Source organism: Blautia sp. NSJ-140 (assembly GCF_022868965.1).
In the GTDB taxonomy this organism is placed as follows: Bacteria; Bacillota; Clostridia; order Lachnospirales; family Lachnospiraceae; genus Blautia_A.
Map to the genome: position 1 here is coordinate 212,404 of NZ_JALIFS010000001.1, position 21,523 is coordinate 233,926.

At 46.8% G+C, this 21,523-nt stretch carries 17 protein-coding genes; 1 reads left to right on the forward strand and 16 read right to left on the reverse strand.

Features of this window, described 5'->3' with window-relative positions; translation table 11 throughout:
• Window positions 1-50: 50 nt before the first annotated feature.
• The 8 genes from murD to MUB50_RS01010 form a co-directional block, all read right to left on the reverse strand.
• Window positions 51-1,406, reverse strand: coding sequence for a UDP-N-acetylmuramoyl-L-alanine--D-glutamate ligase (gene murD, locus MUB50_RS00975; protein WP_244789936.1), 1,356 nt, complete (start codon window positions 1,404-1,406; stop codon window positions 51-53).
• A gap of 14 nt (window positions 1,407-1,420) precedes the next feature.
• Complete coding sequence (mraY, locus tag MUB50_RS00980) at window positions 1,421-2,377, reverse strand: phospho-N-acetylmuramoyl-pentapeptide-transferase (protein ID WP_118368798.1); 957 nt, start codon at window positions 2,375-2,377, stop codon at window positions 1,421-1,423.
• 63 nt (window positions 2,378-2,440) lie between these two features.
• Window positions 2,441-4,207 (reverse strand): peptidoglycan D,D-transpeptidase FtsI family protein, encoded by a 1,767-nt coding sequence (locus MUB50_RS00985; RefSeq protein WP_244789934.1) that lies wholly within the window; start codon window positions 4,205-4,207, stop codon window positions 2,441-2,443.
• A 67-nt stretch (window positions 4,208-4,274) separates the two neighbouring features.
• A complete protein-coding gene (locus MUB50_RS00990; protein ID WP_227574159.1) occupies window positions 4,275-6,344 on the reverse strand; it encodes a peptidoglycan D,D-transpeptidase FtsI family protein in 2,070 nt (689 codons plus the stop codon).
• Window positions 6,345-6,374: 30 nt separating this feature from the next.
• Window positions 6,375-6,944 (reverse strand): hypothetical protein, encoded by a 570-nt coding sequence (locus MUB50_RS00995; protein WP_118368799.1) that lies wholly within the window; start codon window positions 6,942-6,944, stop codon window positions 6,375-6,377.
• 22 nt (window positions 6,945-6,966) lie between these two features.
• Window positions 6,967-7,902 carry a 16S rRNA (cytosine(1402)-N(4))-methyltransferase RsmH gene (gene rsmH / locus MUB50_RS01000; protein WP_118368800.1) on the reverse strand — a complete coding sequence of 312 codons (936 nt, stop codon included), beginning with the start codon at window positions 7,900-7,902 and terminating at the stop codon, window positions 6,967-6,969.
• A gap of 35 nt (window positions 7,903-7,937) precedes the next feature.
• A complete protein-coding gene (mraZ, locus tag MUB50_RS01005) occupies window positions 7,938-8,369 on the reverse strand; it encodes a division/cell wall cluster transcriptional repressor MraZ (RefSeq protein ID WP_118368801.1) in 432 nt (143 codons plus the stop codon).
• Between the two features lie 303 nt (window positions 8,370-8,672).
• Entirely contained in the window at window positions 8,673-11,717 is a 3,045-nt protein-coding gene (locus tag MUB50_RS01010; RefSeq protein WP_244789932.1) for a glycoside hydrolase family 2 TIM barrel-domain containing protein, read from the reverse strand.
• 140 nt (window positions 11,718-11,857) lie between these two features.
• Between MUB50_RS01010 and MUB50_RS01015 the strand changes: the two genes are divergently transcribed.
• Window positions 11,858-12,664 carry a helix-turn-helix domain-containing protein gene (locus tag MUB50_RS01015; RefSeq protein ID WP_118368803.1) on the forward strand — a complete coding sequence of 269 codons (807 nt, stop codon included), beginning with the start codon at window positions 11,858-11,860 and terminating at the stop codon, window positions 12,662-12,664.
• Between the two features lie 187 nt (window positions 12,665-12,851).
• Here MUB50_RS01015 and lgt read toward each other — a convergent pair whose 3' ends face one another.
• The 8 genes from lgt to rlmN all read right to left on the reverse strand — a co-directional run bounded on the left by lgt (window position 12,852) and on the right by rlmN (window position 21,518).
• On the reverse strand, window positions 12,852-13,970 hold the full coding sequence (gene lgt, locus MUB50_RS01020; protein ID WP_118368804.1) for a prolipoprotein diacylglyceryl transferase: 1,119 nt from the start codon (window positions 13,968-13,970) through the stop codon (window positions 12,852-12,854).
• Window positions 13,971-14,025: 55 nt separating this feature from the next.
• Window positions 14,026-15,123: a redox-regulated ATPase YchF gene (gene ychF, locus MUB50_RS01025; RefSeq protein ID WP_022426886.1), complete on the reverse strand. Its 1,098-nt coding sequence runs from the start codon at window positions 15,121-15,123 to the stop codon at window positions 14,026-14,028.
• Window positions 15,124-15,268: 145 nt separating this feature from the next.
• Window positions 15,269-15,943, reverse strand: a complete 675-nt coding sequence (locus MUB50_RS01030) for a thiamine diphosphokinase (RefSeq protein ID WP_118368805.1) — start codon at window positions 15,941-15,943, stop codon at window positions 15,269-15,271.
• Between the two features lie 2 nt (window positions 15,944-15,945).
• Window positions 15,946-16,620 (reverse strand): ribulose-phosphate 3-epimerase, encoded by a 675-nt coding sequence (rpe, locus tag MUB50_RS01035; RefSeq protein ID WP_015526113.1) that lies wholly within the window; start codon window positions 16,618-16,620, stop codon window positions 15,946-15,948.
• Window positions 16,621-16,623: 3 nt separating this feature from the next.
• Window positions 16,624-17,502, reverse strand: a complete 879-nt coding sequence (gene rsgA, locus MUB50_RS01040) for a ribosome small subunit-dependent GTPase A (RefSeq protein ID WP_118368806.1) — start codon at window positions 17,500-17,502, stop codon at window positions 16,624-16,626.
• Window positions 17,503-17,504: 2 nt separating this feature from the next.
• Window positions 17,505-19,736 (reverse strand): Stk1 family PASTA domain-containing Ser/Thr kinase, encoded by a 2,232-nt coding sequence (gene pknB, locus MUB50_RS01045; protein ID WP_244802488.1) that lies wholly within the window; start codon window positions 19,734-19,736, stop codon window positions 17,505-17,507.
• A complete protein-coding gene (locus tag MUB50_RS01050) occupies window positions 19,730-20,476 on the reverse strand; it encodes a Stp1/IreP family PP2C-type Ser/Thr phosphatase (RefSeq protein ID WP_118368808.1) in 747 nt (248 codons plus the stop codon). The genes pknB and MUB50_RS01050 overlap by 7 nt, the downstream gene beginning before the upstream one ends.
• 1 nt (window position 20,477) lies before the next feature.
• The gene (gene rlmN / locus MUB50_RS01055) at window positions 20,478-21,518 is read right to left on the reverse strand and encodes a 23S rRNA (adenine(2503)-C(2))-methyltransferase RlmN (protein WP_110102942.1); all 1,041 of its coding nucleotides are present in this window, start codon (window positions 21,516-21,518) and stop codon (window positions 20,478-20,480) included.
• Window positions 21,519-21,523: the final 5 nt, after the last annotated feature.

A 21,523-nucleotide genomic window follows, 5' to 3' on the forward strand; every position in this document is an offset into this window, starting at 1 on the left:
GGCCTCCACAGTGGTCTTTATTTCAGCTTATGTATGTATTTTTCGGATTATTACAGTGCTTTCACATATTCCTTGAACATGTCACCGCGCTGCTCATAATTATCAAACTGTCCCCAGCTCGCACATGCCGGTGAAAGCAGAACTGCATCTCCGGGATTGGCTTTTTCCGCACAGACCCGGACAGCTTCCCTCAGATCCTCGCAGAGGATGATATCTGTAAATCCAAGACGTTCTGCTGCTGCTTTGATCTTCTCTTTCGTCTGACCGATGAGAACAAGATAACGGACTTTTCCGTCGAAGGATTCTATCCACTCATCATAGCTGGATTCCTTGTCATAGCCGCCGCCGATCAGAAGAGTCGGACGGTTCATTGCCTGAATCCCCTTGATGGCCGCATCCGGGTTGGTTCCCTTGGAATCGTTGTAATATGCAACATCGTTTTTCTCTGTCACATACTCGATCCTGTGTGGAACTGCCACAAACTCACAGACACTCTTGCGGATACTCTCCACAGAAACTCCCGCATAATATGCCATGGCTGCTGCTGCCATTACATTCTCGTGATTATGACGTCCCAGGATCTTAAGCTCTCCGGTTTTTACGATCGGGATCTCTTCTTTTTCTGTTTTGAGAATGATCTGGTCTCCGTCCAGATAGATTCCCCTATCCAGTTTGCGAAGACTTGAGAAATATACCACCTTCGGAACGATATTTTCACCGAATTTGCGAAGGACTTCATCCTCGTAATTCAGAACACATACATCTTCCGGTCCCTGATTTTTGGTGATCAGTTCTTTTACACGGATGTATTCCTCCATGGTATGATGACGGTTCAGATGGTCCTCTGTGATGTTGAGGATCGCACTTACCTTCGGGCGGAACTGGTCAATGGTCTCCAGCTGGAAGCTGCTGATCTCCGCAACAGTTACGGAATCCTCCCTCATCTCCAATGATTTGGATGTATATGCAGTTCCGATATTTCCTACAACGAATACAGATTCACGGGCATCTCCCATGATCTTTCCGAGGAGTGCTGTAGTTGTTGTCTTACCGTTGGTTCCTGTGATCGCAAGAACCTCTCCCTTGCCTGTACGGTAGGCAAGCTCCACCTCGCTCCATACCGGAAGGCCCTTTTCATAGAAGCTCTTTACCAGTGGAAGGTCTGTGGGAACTCCCGGGCTTAGCACTACGAGATCAAGACTGTCCAGCGCTCTCTCAGGAAAATCTCCGGCCCAGATCTCCGGGGTGTATTTTCCGTTTGTTTTATGTAAAACTACCTCTTTATCAAGATCTGCGTTTCCGTCATAGATCACCGGCTGTGCTCCTGCACTTCCAAGCAGATCAGCTGCTCCGATGCCGCTTTTTCCGGCTCCGAAAACGAGAACCTTTTTTCCTTTTAAATCCATTTTTCTGTTCCTCCTTATAATGCCAGGAGAGCGATCAGGCACATAATAGCAGTTACAACAGAGAACACTGCAACAACCCGTGTCTCGGACCACCCACAAAGCTCAAAATGATGGTGGATAGGCGCCATCTTGAAAATTCTTTTTCCGTGTGTTGCCTTGAAATAGGATACCTGGAGCATAACAGACAATACCTCCACAAGGTAGATCAGTCCGACCAGGATGATAAACAGCGGCATCTGCATGGCATAAGCTACACCAGCCACAAAGCCCCCCAATGCCAGAGAACCGGTGTCTCCCATAAATACCTTGGCAGGATATACATTAAACAGAAGGAATCCCATAAGACTGCCCACAACTGCACAGGTGATAGGTTCCACACCACTTTTCATTCCAAGGGAAACCACCGTAAAGAATACTGCCACGATCAGGGTAACACTGGAAGCCAGTCCGTCAAGTCCATCCGTAAAATTGACTCCGTTTACTGTACCGATCACCGCAAAGAACAGTACCGGAACCGCAAACCATCCCAGGTTCAGATAATGTCCGCTCCAGAACGGGATCTTCATAGTCAGGGATACGTTGGAATAATTTACAAGATAAAAAGCAAATACAGCTGTCACAACGATCTGCAGTGCCATTTTCTGCCATGGCAAAAGTCCGTCAGAACGCTTCAGGACTACCTTCAGATAATCATCCAGAAATCCGATCAGTCCAAATCCCAGTGTCAGGAAAAGTACCGGGATGATCATCGGATAATCTCTGATATAAAACAGTGATGTTACAGTTGTTGCAATGAGAAAGATCACTCCACCCATAGTAGGGGTACCGTTCTTTTTCAGGTGAGACTGCACACCCAGCTCTCTCTCTGTCTGTCCCATTTTAAGTCTTCTTAAAAAAGGGATAACAATCGGTCCTAATACAAGGCTGATCGCAAATGAGATCAGCACAGGGATCACAACATGAAACTCCATCCTCACACCTCTAATTCTTTCGTTTTTTTATACTTCTTCAACAGTATAAGGCTTTTATCCTCATTAATCAACCCCATCTGCCCGGTTTTCCCCGGATGGAGTTTCCGTAACTGTCCTCTCGATTCCAAGATAGGGAAGTACATTTTCAAAAATACTGCGTACCACCGGTGCGGCAATGATCCCGCCATAATACATACCCTGAGGTGCATAGATGATACAAAGAGCCAGGACCTTCGGATCCTCTGCCGGGGCAAACCCCAGGAATGAAGAAATATATCTGCCGGAGCCTCTGGGCAGTGTCTGAGAGGTAGCTGTTTTTCCCCCAATGGAAAACCCCTTGATCCCGGCATTTTTTCCGGAGCCTTCTGAAACTACAGTTTCCAGGATCTTACGTACTGTCCGGGAAGTCTCACCGGACACGATCCCGCTTTCCACCGGATATTCCAGTGTCCGCACCTTTGTTCCGTCCGCACTTTCCACGCTGATCCCAAAATGAGGTGTGATCCGGTTTCCGCCATTGATGATCCCACTGACGGTTGTTGCAAGCTGGATCGGTGTGATCTGAAACGACTGGCCAAAGGATACCGTGGCAAGCTCCACCTCCCCCATATTTTTGGGGTTATGCATGATCGTTCCTGCCTCTCCCGGAAGATCTATTCCTGTTTTTTTCAAAAGTCCGAACTGTTTAAAATATTTGTAATAACGGTCTGCTCCAAGCCGCAGGCCCACCTCAATAAATACCGGGTTGCAGGAGTTCTGGGCACCTTCTACAAAACTCTGCGCACCATGTCCTGTTCTCTTTGCACAGTGGATCCGCCGGTTCTCCACCACCTTATAGCCCGGACAGAAAAAACGATCCTCTGTTGACACCACTCCTTCCTCCAGCCCTGCTGCCATAGTGATAATCTTAAAAGTCGAGCCAGGTTCATAGGTATCATTCAGGCAGGGGTTTCTCCACATCCGGTTCAGAAGATCCTGCTTCTTTTCTCCCTCTGCTGCTGTTTCTTCTGTATTCAGAGTAAACGGATCGTTCAGATCAAATTCAGGCACATTGACACAGACATAGATTTCTCCGTTCTGAGGGTTCATAAGCAGTATGGAAACTCTCTCCGCCTGTTTTTCTTCCATGACTTTACCGGCTGCCTGCTGCACATATTCCTGGATATTAACATCCAGACTGGTACGCAGAGTATTTCCTGACACCGGTTCCTTCCTCCGTTCTCCGGTTCCGTCGATCTCCACACCACGTGCATCCGTAACTGTGAGGATCTTCCCGGGCTCTCCTTTCAGGATCTCATCGTATTTCACTTCAAGACCAATGATCCCCTGATTATCGCCTCCGGTAAATCCCAGTACTTTTGAAGCGAGAGATCCATAAGGATAATATCTCCGATAATCCTCATCTACCTTCACTCCCTCAAGGTCATATTCTCGGATCCTGTCTCCAATGCTTTTTTCCACGTTTGTCTGTATTCTTTCAATAGAAGAAATTTTTTCAACTTTTTTTCGGATTTCCTCTTCTTTTACAGACAATGCTCCGGACAGTACACGGATCACTTTTTCAGGATCTTTGATCTGGCTGTGTATCACCGATACTGTGCAGACTGTCCGGTTATCTGCCAGAATATTTCCCCTGATGTCCAGGATCTTTCCCCTGGCTGCTTTTATGTCACGTTCCCTCTCATGAAGATCCTCCGCCTTTTTTGAATAATATTCTGCCCGGACGTTCATAAGATACCAGAGTCTTCCCACAAGTCCCAGAAGAAGCATTATGCAGATCAGAAAAACCATCCATATTTTTTTCCTGTGATAAACCATGGTCCGGATCATAAAAAAATCCCTCTCAGAGGTCGTCACTGTAATATATGACGTTCCCCTGAGAGGGTATTCTTTTTATCTATTCCAGGCCGGCCTCCTCGTTGGTAAGACCTTCGCTCTGCATATCGTTATTATCTTCGGTATCACTGTCCTCCGACTCATCTTCCGGCGGACTTGGTACATTCTCATCGGAAATGGCCTCCTTCTGCCCGTCTGCGCCGGTTCCTGTTGCAGAATCGCTGATTCCCTTAAAAAGTTCCCACAGCTCTGTAGTCGGAACTTCTCCATCCTCTGCCTCATCCGGCTGTACATTCAGATACGGAAGTGCTTCGGAAAGGATTCCCTGTGCAATGTACTGTGCGTACGTACTGCTTGCCTGATCATCTACCTTCGGCTCATCCACAACTACATAGATCACAAGTGCCGGATCATCTACCGGTGCAAATCCGATAAAAGATACCAGATACTTGCCATTGCCTCGCGGAAGCTTCTCGGCAGTACCGGTTTTACCACCGGAGCTGTAGCCCTGCACCTTGGAGGTACGGCTGGTACCATGGTCTACGCTGGCTGCCATGTAGGAACGGATGTCTGCAGATATCTTCTCGGAAATCGTCTGCTTCATCAGTGTCGGAGAGATCGTTTTTACGATTCCGCCGCTGCTGTCCTTGATCTTCGTCACCAGATGAGGCTGATAGTAGTATCCTCCATTGATAACAGAACACATTGCATTGATCTCCTGGATCATGGTCAGTGTATATCCCTGTCCGAAAGCAGAACATGCAAGCTCCGTTTCTCCCATGGTATCGCTGGTATGGATCACACCGCTTCCCTCATTGGGAAGATCGATACCGGTTCTTGTTCCGAAATTGAAAACGCTTTGTGTCTTAAGGAAATTATCTTTTCCCATCTTTGCTGCGATCTGCATCATACCATCGTTGCAGGAATTGGCAATGACATCGGAAAGAGCTTCTGTCCCGTGAGCATCCGGCCATACCGCACATTTGATGAAAGTAGTCGCACCTTCCGCTCCAAAAGACTGTCCGCCGTCACAGACAAAATTATCGCTCTCGGAAATCGCTCCCATTTCAAGTGCGGAGCCCATAACGATAGGCTTTACAACCGATCCCGGCTCGTAGGCATCTGTCACGCAGAAATTACTCCACATTCCGTTCAGCGCATCTACGGTCTCCTCATCGTTCATGGCATCGATCTCACTCTGGGAATACACGTTTGAAAGATCTCTCGGGTTATTCAGATCATAACGGTCACCGCCATCCATTGCCAGGATCTCTCCTGTTTTCGGATCCTCGATGATCACGCCTACATTTTTGGCTCCCATCTTTTCTTCAAAGGTATTTACGTATTTTTCCACGATCTGCTGAAGTCCCAGATCCAGCGAAGTCTCAATGCTTTTGCCATCCGTCGGTTCGATAATCGTCTGTTCTACGTCGGAATTGTTGTTGATGTATCCGTATTGTCTTCCATCCACGCCGGTAAGTGTCGCATTGTAATATCCTTCCAGTCCGGCATCCGCCACATCTCTGGAAAGTGTAAATCCAATGGTATCACAGGCAGTCTCATTAAACGGATAAGATCTGAGATAATCTTCTTCAAACCATACACCTGTGATCCTGGAACGTTCTTTCAGCTGCGTGGCAGTCAGTTCACTGTCGTCTCCCGGATCTTCGTATTTTTCGAAGGCTTTTTTGTCGTCCATGGAGATCTGTTTCTTTACGATCTGATACTGACTTTCCTTTGTACCGCTGTCGGTGAGAAGCTTCCGCATCTCATCTTCATCAAGTCCCAGAACTTCTACAAGCGCCTTGATGGTAGGCTCCACGGAATCCTGATCCTTATTGACCTCCAGACAGTCAAGGATCACATTATAGACCTTGTTGCTGGTTGCCAGGATATTCCCGTTCCGGTCATAGATATCTCCTCTTTTTGCCGGGAGTGTCTGATTTTCATATTTCTGCTGAGCCTGGCTCAGCACCTGCTTTCGATATTTGCTTCCGCTGGTGGCATTGATATAGGTAATTCTTGCCACCAAACCGACTAAAGCCAGCAACACTAAGGAAAATAGTACTGCCAGCTTTTTCTTCATACTGTAATTTATTTTTTTTACCGGCCTGCGCCTTCTTGTACTCAATCGATCACCTGCTTAAAAACTGTACTTCTGCTACTTGTGTGTGTCCACATCCTGATACTGTCTCACATAACTGTTTCCTTCAGTGGTATAGGTCTGTATCTGATCCTCCGAAGGATATTTCATTCCAAGCTCGCCGATAGCTTTTTTCTTGATCTCGCTGATATCCACTGTAGAAGTGACCTGACTGTAATATGCATCGTTATCTTCTTTCAGCTGTGCAAGCTCAGATTCCAGATTTGCAACATTTTTCATACTCGCCGTGATTTCGGATTTTACCTGAAGATAATTGATACAGGTAAAAAGTACTGCGATAGAAACTGCCGTAAGAAACAGAACGAACCCCTTGTTCATGGCCATTGCCTTTTCCCGGTTCCGCTGTGCCTGTCTGCTCACCATCTGTTTTGCCGGTGTCACAGGTACTGCGGATTTCTGTTTTCTTTTCTGAGCCAGCCGTCGCCTTTCCTGTATCTCGGGCAGATCAGTCCTCTGAGGAACTTCCTGCAACCGTTTTACCGCATTTCCCTGAACATACATTTCTCTGCTGTTCCTGACGGTATTTCGATTTCTTCTGGCTGTAGTCCCTCTTCCTGTCTTCGCCATTTGCCTACCTTCCATCTCTCAACTACATTTTCCGTTCAAAAATACGAAGCTTCGCACTTTTGGATCTCGGATTCTCTTCCATTTCCTCTTTTCCCGGTAAGATCGGTTTCCTTGTGATCACCTTCCCCTTGGATTTCTTTCCGCATACACAGACCGGAAAATCCGGCGGGCAGGTACAGGGATTTTCATTTTTTCGGAAAATGGTCTTGACAATCCTGTCTTCCAGAGAATGGAATGTAATGATACAGATCCTTCCTCCGTCATCCAGGAGATCGATCATGCCGTCCAGGGAATCCCTGAGCACGTCAAGCTCCCGGTTGAGCTCAATACGTATTGCCTGAAAAGTCCTCTTGGCCGGATGTCCTCCTGTAGCCTGTATTTTCATGGGGATCGCACCCCGTATGATCTCTGTCAGTTCTCCGGTTGTCCGGATCGGTGCCTGCTCTCTGGCAGCCACAATGTGTTTCGCTATATTTTTGGCAAATTTGTCTTCGCCGTAATCACGGATAATACGATACAGTTCCCGTTCCTCATAGCCGTTGACAATATCACCGGCTGTACGGCTCTGTCTTCTGTCCATTCGCATGTCCAGAGGAGAATCGTACCGATAAGAAAAACCTCTCTCTTCATTATCCAGCTGATAAGATGACACTCCTAAATCCAGCAGGATCCCGTCCACCTTCTCAATGCCACGGGATCTCAGCTCATCTGCCATGTAACAATAATTGCTGCGAATGATTGTCACCTGATTAAAGGCTGACAGCCGTTCACTCGCAGCAATTATCGCATCCTGGTCTTGATCTATGCCAATAAATCTCCCCTTGGCAGAAAGTTTCTTACACACCTCTGTGGCGTGTCCCGCTCCTCCTAAAGTGCCATCCACATAGATTCCATCCGGCTTTACCCTTAAGCCGTTAATGGTCTCATCGAGTAATACAGATTTATGCTTAAATTCCATATCCGTCTCCTGTGGGATTTCTACCTGCGTTATGCTCAAATGACGATTCCTATGTTCTGCATGCTTTCCGCAATGCTGTCCATATCATCATAATTGCAGTTCTCGCTCCACTTCTCTTTGCTCCAAACCTCGATCCGGTTCAGATTACCCGTAAGCACCACATCCTTGTCCAGACCAGCGAACTGGCGCAGCGTCTGCGGCACCAGGATTCTTCCCTGCTTATCCAGCTGACATGCTGTAGCTCCGGCTACAAAGAAACGTGAAAAGGTTCTTGCGTCTTTATTTGTAAGTGGTAATGCTCGGAGTTTCTCTTCAAAGGCAACCCATTCATCCATCGGATAAATAGAAAGGCAACCATCCAACCCTCTTGTCAGTACGAACTCTTCCCCTAAGAGTTCCCTGAACCTGGAAGGGATGATCAGACGCCCCTTCGCGTCGATCGTATGATTATACTCGCCCATGAACATGAAACCCACCTACTCTCGTGAAACACGATTCTCCCCTTCGTGTTTCCAGGGCGCAAATGGTGTGTTCTGCCACTCATCCCCATTCGCTACCACTATTCACCACTTTCTACCACTTATGTAATCATTTTAAACTATTTACCATGAAAAAACAAGTGCATATCCAAGTTTTTTTTCATTTCATGAAATATCCACAGGTTTTTTTTCAACCTGTTTATTTTCTGTGCATTATTATGAAACGAAAAAGCTTCCGGACAGTCGCCGGAAGCTTTTTTCTGACTTTATGTTCTGTTATTTTATGACATTTTAAAGACCTTTGAACGCAAAGGAAAATTTCATCTTTCCATTGGTATCCAGGAGGTATTCCGGATGCGTGCGGGCACCCCAGCTGTCATCTCCTCCAACACCCATCTGCGCCTTTGCAGCACGGACAACGGTATAATGGATTGCCGGAAGCTCATAGGGATGCATGGCATTTTCCATTTCATGAGGAGTATATGGAAGTGCTGAGAACATCATCGGGCCGTTTTCTTTATCCATCTCAAAGAGCATTCCTCTACCCTTTCTGTCTGTGATCTTTGCCCAGCGTACTTCCTCTTTGTTTCCGCATTCCTGCGGCACAAGATAGCGTGCCATATTGTCTGTCACGAGATTCTCATAAATGCCGAGTTTTGCGCCATGCTTCCGGTCTGCATAAGTCTCTGCCGGTCCCAGGCCGTACCACTGAACATGATCATAATCCGCATTGAATTTAAAGAGTACTCCGAACTCCGGCATATCGCCCAGCTCTTTTACAGGATCATAGGTCAGCGTTGTCTTTACTCTTCCATCTCCGGTTACCTCATAGGCAAGGCGGCATTCACTGGCAGGCGTAGTTGGCAGGATGTAGGTAAAAGCAACCTCCACGCTGTTTTCGTGAACCGTTGTCTCCGGAGCATTGGCCGGACCATACATGCCTTTTCGGTAATCCTTATGACTTGCGTACATGCTGGCGATCTTCCACTGTGCATAACGCATCTGCATCAGACTTCCGCAATCATTATCTGTAGGTGCTCTCCAGAAGTTGGGCTTCGGGATCGCTTCGATCATTTCTCTTCCTGCATATTTATACGAAACCAGGCCACCATTGAGAACGGAGAACAGCACTTCGAAATTTTCCCCGCGGACACCGATGTTATGAAGGCTTCTCACAAGCTCCACGCCACACGCAGGAGCTTCCGGTATTCCTTCCACCTGATAAACATGCTGGCCGAAAGCAACCTCATGTCCTGCCTCTGCCCAGAGTGTTTTTTCTCTGAGAAGGAAGGCTACGGTTACCGTATATTCGCCCGGGCGCTGCTGTTTTCCAAATGGAAGTCTGTAGGTCTGTTGGCTTAAAGGCTCCACCGCTGTATCCAGTGTCTCTGTGCGGAGAACATGACCGTTCTTTGCAAGAGTCACTTCACATCGGAATGTGTCCGTATTTACAAAAAGATTTTTGTTGATGATCTTAACAGAATCCTCACTTACCTGCGCAGTGATATTCTGGTAGTTGAATTTTACCTCCTGCATCTTTGGAGAAGCATCTCTGTCACCGCCGTATGCGATACCGTTTCCACTGAAATTATAATCCGTAGGACGTTCACCGAAATCTCCGCCGTATGCCTGGAATTCTTTTCCGTAACGGTCTTTTTTGTAAATAGACTGATCAATGTAATCCCAGATAAAGCCACCCTGATATTTCGGTTCTGTATCTGTAAGATCTGTATATTTATGCATTGCGCCGCAGGAATTTCCCATTGCATGGGTATACTCACAACAGATAAACGGCTTGCTGTCATCCTTTGCAAGGAACTCCCGGATCGCTTCTACGGAAGGATACATCTGGCTTTCCATGTCACTGGTGGCATTGTAGCTGCGGTCATGGATAACCCCCTCATAATGTACCAGTCTTGTAGGATCATTCTTGCGGTAAAACTCAGACATCTCAAAGATATCTTTTCCGCCAAAGGATTCATTTCCACAGGACCAGATCAGGATCGCCGGGTGGTTCTTGTCACGCTGATACATGGAATTTACACGGTCCAGCATCATGCCCAGCCATTCCGGTTTGTTGTGCGGAACGATATCCGTGTAATCTCCGGTAAATTCTGCTATATCCCAGGTTCCGTGAGACTCCAGATTGTTTTCTGCGATCATGTAAATACCATATTCATCGCAGAGACGGTAGATCGGAGATGCATCCGGATAATGACAGGTACGGATTGCATTGATGTTGTTCTGTTTCATGATCACGATGTCTTTGAGCAGTTCCTCACGGGACACATGTCTTCCTGTGACGGAGCTGAACTCATGGCGGTTCACACCCTTGAATACGATACGTTTTCCGTTAAGGGTCATGATACCATCCTTCATTTCAAAACGGCGGAAACCAACTTTCTCCGGGATGATCTCCTGGAGCTTTCCGCTTTCATCACTGATCTCCAGCTCCAAATCATAGAGATTCGGCTCTTCTGCACTCCAGAGAAGGGGATCCTGAATCTCCCAGGTACAGGTATCCTCTCCGTTCAGAGATCTTTCCTCCTGCAAAAGAACCTCTCCCTTTCCGGAAAGTGTAAGCTTCATTTTTCCTTTTCCCCAGGTACTGGTCACGATCTCAAGCTCGGCTTTTCTGAGAGTTTCATCCGGAATGGCACGGATCCTGAGATCATATACATGGACATCCGGTACCGTAAACAGATAAACATCTCTGTAAATTCCGGAAAAACGGTAAAAATCCTGATCCTCGCACCAGCTGCTGGCTGTCCATTTGAACACCTGTGCCGCCAGCTTGTTCTCGCCGTCCTTCAGATATTCCGTAAGCTCAAATTCTGACGGAGTAAAGGAATCTTCACTGTATCCCACAAATTTTCCATTGAGCCACAGAGCCAGTCCGCTCTCTGCTCCCTGGAATGAAACAAATACTCTTTTTCCTTTCATGCTCTCCGGCACATGGAAATATTTCACATAGCTTGCCACCGGGTTAAAACGTTCCGGAATCTGTCCCGGATGAAGTTCTTCATGGCCTTCCCACGGATACTGGACATTGGCATACTGCGGTGCATCATATCCTTCCATCTGGATATGTGCCGGCACATAAATATCCTCCCAGTCCTTGCAGGAATATGCTTCTTCCTCAAAACCTGGGATGGCAGATGCATAATTCCGTGCATAATGGAACTTCCAGAGACCATTCAGGCTGTGACGGAAAGAAGTTTTTCCATCTTCTCTCTCTTCCTCACAGCGATAATACGTATGATCTGAATGAGCATCCATTCTTCCATCGCTGAAATACCGGGGATCTTTTAACAGAGAATGATCAAATCTTTTCATTTTTTCCTCCTGTCCGGCGGCTTCTGTTTTTCTGCCGGATCCTTCGTTTTTTTATGCTATGATCATTATAGTATAATCCACCGGATTATGGTATAATATGTTTCGCCAAAATATATAACATTTAGAAACAGGTGAATATCATGTCGATCTATTTCAGAAATACTCCGGTCAGTGCTCCCTTCATGTTTGAATCTCTTGGGAACCACTGGAATCAGGTTAATATCTTCCGTCCGGACGGATATCCGTATTATCATTACCTCCAGACTGAAAAGGGTACCGGACGCATTGAAGTCCGTGGAAAATTTTACACTCTCGGAGCCAACGAGGGCATCCTCATCGCTCCTGGTGTCCCTCATTCCTATCACAGAGAGTCTACTTCCTGGACCACAATGTTTGCCACCTTCACAGGAACACTGGCAGGCAGCATCCCTTACATGACAGACAACCAGGAAGTGATCCTTGTCGAAAAGGAACAGGGGGCCAGTATCCGGAAAATGATTTCTTCTACCTTGCGTAAATATCATCAGCCCACACCGGATATGAAATCTCTTTCTTCCGACTGCTACAACTTTCTTATGAATTTTACAGACTGTGCAGCTTCTCCGAAGATACAGGATAATCCTCTCTACCAGAGATATGTGATCCCGGTAATAAAAGAAATCGAAACCGGTTATCAGCAGGATATCACTGCAGCGCAGCTGAGCCGGAGCGTTTTTGTCTCTCCGCAGTATCTTTCCCGTCTGTTCCGCCGTTTTATGGGCTGCTCGGTTTACGAATACGTTACCATGTACCGCATCAGCCGCGCCCGTGAGCTTCTGCTTTCCAGACCGGATATGAAGATCCAGGATGTTGCCGGCGCTTCCGGATTTTCCGACGCCAGCCACTTTATCGCCATGTTCCGTAAAGTCACAGGCACAACTCCTCTGGATTTCCGAAAGATGTACTGATATATTCCTGCTGCACAGCACAAAAACTGCCCTGCCGGAAACGTCGCAGAAGACGTTTTCCTGCAGGGCAGTGTTCTGCTGCTCTTATCATCCAAATGCCGGTATCTTATCCTATACTCTGATCCATCAGACAAAAGCATCTGTATCTGTTTGATCTCAGTTTCCGTAATATAATTCCAGAATACGGTCAACTTTTTGGCTGGCCTCCAGATTCTTCAGAAGATCGCTCCTGCTCCTGATCTGGCTGTCCAGCTTCTTCCGTTCCTCCTGCAGCTGCTGCAAAAGTGACGCTTTCCGAAGAGCTTCCTCTTTCTGCTGTATCTCGTTCTGGTCCATTTTTTTCTCCCTGTACAGTCTCTGTTTCCAGATTCTCTGCTGCATTTTCCCGTTGCTGTTCAGCTTCTTTCTCTGCCTGCTGATCTTTCTCGATCCTTCTCATCCGTACTTTTGCCCGCTTTCTGGACATCACGCGTTTTACTGCAACTACCACGGTGCAAAAAACAAAAAGTATTACCGAGATCACCAGCGAAACATCCACGCCGGTTCCCGGAAACAGTACTTTATCTGTGCGGAACCACTGGATCACTGCTCTTCCCAGACCATAGCTCGCCAGATATCTCAGAAATATCTCTCCCTGGAATACTTTTTTGCGAAGCAGCATCATAAGCACCAAAAGCACAAGCAGACACCAGAGACTTTCATAGAAAAACAGGGGCTGTACCAAAATCCAGGTACCACCGTCCACGGTTTGAAGCTTTTCACGCATAGCCGTGGTGACCTCTCCTGCCCGTACCGCAGTCAGCGGCAGCTGCATGGAAAAAATGTTGTCTGCATATTCCCCGAAAGATTCTCTGTTAAAAAAGCTTCCCCACTTTCCTATTATCTGCCCGATCAGAAGTCCCATGCATGCAAGATCTGCCATCTGACAGAAGGATTTCTTTCGGATCCTGCAGTAGATCGCACCACCTAGCACACCGCCCAGAAGTCCTCCATAAAACATAAGTCCTCCGGACCGTATATTCAGAAGCTGTCCCGGATCATTTTTATAAAGGCTCCAGGAAAAAGCTGCATAAAGCAGCCTCGCCCCTGCCACACCGGAAAGCAGCGTTATGATGGCCAGATCCAGATATGCATCCGGATCTTCATGATTTCTTCTGGCTTCCAGTACCACAAAAAAGATTCCCAGAAGCATTCCTATCGCGATCAGGACGCCATAGATCGTGATCTCAAAGCCAAAAATCTCAAAGGATCTCGGCACATAATCCAAAACCAGATTTAATCCGGGAAACCGAATTGACATATCCATAAAATCACCTGTTATAATTTTTCAGCTTACAGCCGGTATTTCACGACGTTGGTGATCACACGTTAAATCTGAATAAGATCACATCTCCGTCCTGTACAACGTACTCTTTTCCTTCCATACGTACAAGGCCCTTCTCTCTGGCACCTGCATAGGAACCGCAATCCAGAAGATCCTGATAATTCACAACCTCTGCTTTGATAAATCCACGTTCAAAGTCTGTGTGGATCTTACCTGCTGCCTGCGGTGCCTTGGTTCCGATCTTGATGGTCCATGCTCTTGTCTCATCTTCTCCTGCTGTCAGGAAGCTCATAAGACCAAGAAGGTGATAGCTTGCGCGCACCAGCTTCTCAAGGCCGGATTCTGTCAGTCCCAGATCCTCAAGGAACATCTTTCTCTCATCCTCATCCAGCTCGGAGATTTCTTCCTCGATCTGTGCACAGATCACAAATACCTCGCTGTTCTGTTTGGCAGCGTATTCCCGTACTGCCTGTACATACTGATTGTTCGCCCCATCATCTGCGATATCATCCTCTGCAACATTAGCCGCATAGATCACCGGTTTTGCAGTAAGAAGATTATAAGTTGCAAGCCATGCATCCTCGTCTTCGTTCTCTGTTTCAAGAGTAATGGCAAGCTGTCCCTCTTCCAGATGCGCCTTTACTTTTTCAAGGAATGTAAGCTCTTTGGCAGCTTCCTTATCCATACGTGCAGTCTTGGTAACCTTGGCAATTCTTCTCTCGAGGATCTCAAGATCAGAGAAAACAAGCTCCAGATTAATGGTCTCTATATCGCGGAGCGGATCAATGCTTCCATCTACATGAACAACATTGGAATCCTCAAAGCAGCGTACCACGTGAACGATAGCATCTACCTCACGGATATTTGCAAGGAACTGGTTTCCAAGTCCCTCTCCTTTAGATGCGCCTTTTACAAGACCTGCGATATCGACGAATTCGATCACTGCCGGTGTTACTTTTTTTGATTTATAAAAATCTCCGAGAAGATTCAGTCTCTCATCCGGAACAGTTACAACACCCACATTGGGGTCGATAGTACAGAACGGATAGTTTGCGGATTCTGCTCCGGCTTTTGTCAGTGAATTGAATAATGTACTTTTTCCTACGTTAGGAAGACCTACGATTCCTAATTTCATCTCTCTATATACGTCCTTTCGATATATTTATTTACAGTATTTTTCAGATACTCTTTAAACAGGCCTTTCCGTTTTTCAGGCCATTCCTGTCCCATATTACCATACACAGCCTGAAATCGCAACTGTGAGGCATTTATTGTTACTGTCAGTCCCTGGACATGATCATCAGAAGCTGCCCGCTTTCATACAGAATCTCTGCGGTTTCTTCCGAAATCTCATTACTGACGGTCAGGCCACTGTCTTCTACTGTCAGATGATATCCGTTCAGAGGATACTTAAATCCCCTCAGAGTGAGGCCTGTCACATCACCTCCCACAGTAAAGAATGAAACATATTTTCCAAACTGCTCCTCTCTGTGCAGTATGGTTCCGCTTTCTGCAAGTGTAATATAATTCCACTGATCTGCGATCGCAATGTGGACACCCTTTTCTTTCCCCATGGAAAGCAGTCCCAGATTCGCCAGCACATGATCCAGCCTTGTGCCGGTAGCTCCCAGGATCAGGATATCCTTTGCACCCCTGCGGATCATCTGATTTACCGCAGACTGTGTATCCGAATCATCCTTCTCAGGCTTCAGCCTGATGATCTCCGGTCCCTTCAGGCTTTCCATGTATTTTTTGCCTTCTTCGGAAAGACTGTCAAAATCCCCTACTGCAAGATCCGGAATAAATTCCCGGTTTTTCATAAACCATTCCATCCCTTTATCTGCAGCAACAAGAGTAATTTTCTTTCCTCGGCTCTCTTCTATTCTTTTTTTTAAAAAATCGAGGGCAAAACCATTCTGGATATTGCCCCCGCTGATTATTATTGTATCGATCATTTTCAGTCCAGCTCTTTTTTGATATTGTGGATTTTTTCTGTAATGTGTCTTACATTGGCTGCCACATCGCCCTTAAATACCCAGGAACCTGCAACCATGAGGTTTGCACCTGCACGCATAACAGTCTCCAGTGTATCATCATTGATACCGCCATCTACCTGGATATCAACATCCAGCTCTTCCTCATCAATAAGCTCACGAAGCTCCTGGATCTTCTCCGTGCATTCGTCCATGTATTTCTGTCCGCCAAATCCTGGCTGAACAGTCATTATCAGCACCATATCCACATCTTCAAGAAGATGGCTGATGTCATTTACCGGTGTGGATGGCTTGATTGAAACTGCCGCCTTTACGCCTGCTGCCCTGATCTGCTCCAGTGTACGTTCCAGATCCTCACATGCCTCCGCATGTACAGTAATGGAATCTGCTCCGCATTCTACAAAATCGCGGATATATCTTTCCGGTTCTGTTACCATCAAATGTACGTCGAAAAACATGTTGGATTCTTTCCGGATCGATTTGATCACCGGCATTCCAAAAGAAATGCTGGGAACAAAATCTCCATCCATAACATCAATATGCAGATATTCAACGCCTTCCTTTTCCAGAATTTTAATCTGTTCTCCCAGTCTGTTAAAATCTGCTGATAAGATCGACGGGCACAATCGGTATTCCATGACTCAGTATCTCCTTTTCTCTTTTAATTCCTGGTGCAGCTCCAGATAATCTTCATATCGGAGTCTGCTGATCTCATTGTTCTCAAGGGCTTCCTTAACGGCGCAGCCCGGTTCATGTATGTGACGGCACCCCTGAAAGCGGCACTGTCCTTCATACCTTCGGAACTCCGGAAAGTAATCCTTCAATTCCTGCTCCTCCATATTTTCAATATATAAGGAGGAAAATCCCGGCGTATCCACAAGAAATGTATCCTGCGCCACCGGTATGATCTGTGCATGGCGGGTAGTATGTTTCCCACGCTTCAGCTTTCGGCTGATCTCGCCTGTTTCCATCTCAACCTCTTCCTGAAGAGAATTGGTAAGAGAGGATTTCCCCACGCCGGAAGGGCCGGCCACAACGGTGGTCTTTCCCTGCAGGACCTCTTCAATCTCTGCAAGACCTTCCCCCTTCAGGGCACTTGACAGGATTACCTGATAGCCGCAGCTCTGGTATGTTTCACAGAGAAATTCCAGCTCTTCCATTGTTGCCAGATCTTTTTTGTTAAAACAGATGACTGCCGGAACACCTTCCCTCTCCATCATAATGAGGAAACGATCCAGAAGCATGAAGTTCGGCTTCGGATTATCCATGGCAAAGATCACCAGTGCCTGATCGACATTGGCCACAGCCGGACGGATCAGAGAATTCTTCCGCTTGTGGATCTCCGTCACACTTCCCTCCAGTTCCTTTTCATCCAGAACTGTAATATCCACATTGTCACCTACCAGAGGCTTGAATTTATCCTTACGGAAAATTCCCTTGGCTCTGCATTCATATGTATTGCCGTCTTCTGCATATACGTAGTAGAATCCGGCAATACCTTTGATTATCTTTCCCTGCATGATCACTCAGCTTTCTTGAATGTAACCGTGTAGGTTCCAAGCTGCTGATAATCCCCGTCTACCTCCTCATAGAGATAGATGGTTCCTGAGGTAATGCCCTCAGCACCTGAGATATTAAGCTGATACGGGAAGCTGATATTCTGTCCGTCAATGATAGTGGATGCCTTAGGCTCACCGTTTACGTCCTGGATCAGTTCCAGACGAATTGCTCCTCCATTGTAACCAGACGGTGTATCCAGTGTCTGTGTACATTTCCAGCCTGTGTTTGCATTGACATCTGCTGTAGATGTAGTTGTGGATACTGTGCTGTCTGTAGATGCTGTGCTGTCCGCAGATGCTGTACTGTCTGCAGATGCTGTGCTGTCTGTGGATGGAGCCTTGTCACCGGAGCTGATGGTAAGATAAATTGGATCGTCCGGATCTGCTATTGTATCCTCATCTGCACTAACTTCTGGGCTCTGTGCAATAACCGTACCTGCTGGTTCTGAGCTCTGCTGTTCTGTTATCTGGATATCAATAAATTTACCTAAAGTAGTAAGTGCATCATCCTTGGTCATTCCCACAACACTTGGCACTAACGCATTAGCGCCAAAATCCTGACCACGACTTATTGTTAAAGTAACCGTTGATCCCATCTGCACAGATGTACCTTCCGCAGGTTCTACGCTATAAACATACCCTGGTTCTACTAAAGCAGAAACTGTACCCTGATCGTTTACATCAGTTTCACTATACTCTTTCTGGACATTCACTCGTAATCCTAAATCTTCAAGCGTTCTTTGCGCTTCAACGCCTTTATCGCTGCTTACATCCGGGATCGTAACCTGCGCTGTTCCGGTGCTCACCCAGTATTTCACAGTTGTATTGGCTTCAACCTGTGTTCCCGCTGCTGTCTCCTGACGGGAGATCCTGCCTTTTTCCTGATCAGATGCCTCCTCACCGGCCATCTGGACACCCAGATGTGCATCGTTTGCAAGTGTTTTGGCCTCTTCCTCTGTTTTGCCTACAAGATTAGGAACGGTTGCCAGCCCGTCAGCTGCTGATTCCTGCTTCGCCTCTGCCTTGCTGCTGTCTGCAGTTCCGCTGCTGCCTGTTCCAAACAGTCCTGCGGCACGTCCAAGCACTACCACAAGAACGATCAGAAGGACTGCCCCGCCAATCAGTGCCGCAATAGTCAGGCCTCTTCCGGAACCATGATGCTTCTTTTTCTTTCCGGATCTATGCTCGGATCTCGGTCTGTATTCTTCCTCTGCATCATCGTAATCGTTATCGTCGTATTTTTCTTCCTCAAGTGTGGTGATCTCCGGTTTTGTGATCTGCTTCGGTGTATGTTTGATCTCACCAAGCTCTTCTTCTGAGATCACAACCGTCTTGGCATCGTTGTCAACTATAGTAAGCTTTACAAAATCGCCCTGGGGATCGATCAGGGAATGTTTCAGGTCCGCGATCACATCCTCCATACGGCTGTAACGACGATCTACACTTTTCTGTGTACATTTCAGAATGATCTGCTCCAAACTGTACGGAAGATCCGGTGTATACACACTTGGCGGGACCATCTCTTCCTGCAGATGCTTGATAGCGATCGCCACAGTGGTATCTCCGTCAAAAGGAACTCTTCCTGTAACCATCTCATACAATGTGATTCCGAGAGAATAGATATCGCTCTTCTCATCACTATATCCGCCTCTCACCTGCTCAGGTGAGCTGTAATGTACAGATCCCATTACATTGGAGCTGATCGTATTGGAAGATGCAGCTCTGGCAATTCCAAAGTCTGTCACCTTTACTTTACCATCTGTGGAGATAATGATATTCTGGGGTTTCACATCTCTGTGAACGATACCATGGCTGTGTGCCGCCTCCAGACCCATAGAAACCTGTATTGCGATACTTGTGGCCTCTTTAATGGAAAGCTTCCCCTTCTTGGAGATGTATTCCTTCAGAGTGATACCCTCGATCAGTTCCATAACAATGTAATAAACACCGCCGTCATCTCCTACGTCAAATACATTGACGATATTCGGATGTGTAAGACCCGCTGCCGCTTGGGCCTCACTTATGAATTTCTTTATAAACGTGGTGTCTTCCCGAAACTCCGGTTTCAGGACCTTCACTGCAACAAAACGGTTCAGCTTATGGTCCATAGCCTTATAGACATCTGCCATTCCGCCAGTTCCGATTTTTCCTACGATCTCATAACGCTCGGCTATGATCATTCCCGTCTTCAACATGCTTCCACCTCATTCGTGAATGGCTCTACCAGTACGACTGCAATATTATCCTTACCACCATTCTGATTTGCTTCCCGAAGGAGCGCACTGCCCTTCTGATCAATATCTGCTTCCGGATCGGATATGATTTCCTGGATCTTCTCATCTTCAACCATATTGCTGAGACCGTCTGAACACATCAGGATCGTACATCCTTTTTCAAGTTTCAGATCAAAGAAATCCACATCCACCGTTTTCTCTGCACCAAGTGCCCTTGTAATGATGTTCTTATCCGGATGATTCCGTGCTTCCGCTTCGCTGATCTCGCCCATTCTCACCATTTCCTGTACCAGAGAATGATCTCTGGTAACCTGGCGGATCCCGTCCTGGATCACATATAAACGGCTGTCACCCACATTGGCTACATAGGCATACTGATCTACAATAGTCGCCACCACCATAGTGGTTCCCATGCCCCGGAGGTTTTCGTCTTCCTGCGCACGGTTTCTGATCTCCGTATTCGCAGCTTCGATCGCATGACGAATAACCTTCACAGGATTGTAATCCGCATCTTCACGGATTTCATCCACAAGGATCCGTACTGCATGTGAGGATGCATAGTCACCGGCGTTATGGCCGCCCATTCCGTCCGCGACTGTGAAAAGATTAGGCAGATTCCCAACCGGACCTTCAGATACAAACACGTAATCCTGATTCATCTTACGCTTCTGCCCTACATCAGTAGCTGAGTATATCCTCATGTCACTTCTCGCTTTCTGTTTTTTCCATGTAACTTTTTCTTAGCTGTCCACAGGCACCGTCGATATCGCTGCCCATTTCCCTTCTAATAGTAACATTAATTCCGTATTTTTCAAGTTTTATTTTGAAATTCTCCACAGCCTGTCGAGTAGACCTCACATAGGAGCGTTCCTTGATGGGGTTGACCGGAATCAGATTTACATGGCAATTGATGCCTTTTATACGGCCGGCCAGCTGTCTCGCATCTTCTTCACTGTCGTTGACACCGGCTACAAGACTGTACTCAAAGGTGATCCTTCGGCCTGTTTTATCAAAATAATTTCTGCAGGCATCCAGAACCTCATCCATGGAATACTTATTCGCGATCGGCATCAGTTCCTGCCGTTTTTCATCATTTGGAGCATGAAGGGAAAGTGCCAGAGTGATCTGAAGCTTTTCTTCAGCCAGATCATACATCTTCGGCACGATCCCGCAGGTAGAAACCGTCACATTTCTCTGACTGATCCCAAGACCGTTTTCGTCGGTAAGGATCCGGACAAAACGGACAAGATTGTCATAATTATCCATCGGCTCACCGGTTCCCATCACAACTACATTGGCCACACGTTCACCGGTATCTGCCTGGATACGGTAGATCTGATCCAGCATCTCGGACGGCTTCAGGCATCTGGTCAGTCCTCCGATGGTAGATGCACAGAATCTGCATCCCATACGGCAGCCCACCTGAGAAGAAATGCACACAGAATTTCCGTGGTGATACCGCATGAGAACACTCTCGATCACATTTCCATCTTCCAGCCGGAACAGATATTTTCTGGTTCCGTCAATTTTTGAGATCCTTACATCTGCCTGGGTCAGCGCTGTGATCGGATAAGCCGAAAGCTTTTCCCTGAGGCTTTTGGAAAGATTTGTCATTTCATCCCAGGAGGTAACCAGCCGCTGGTGAAGCCATGCATAGATCTGTTTCGCCCGGAAAGGCTTTTCACCGATCTTTGTCATGAATTCCTTCAATTCCTCCATGGTCATGGATTTTACATCTGTCATTTTCT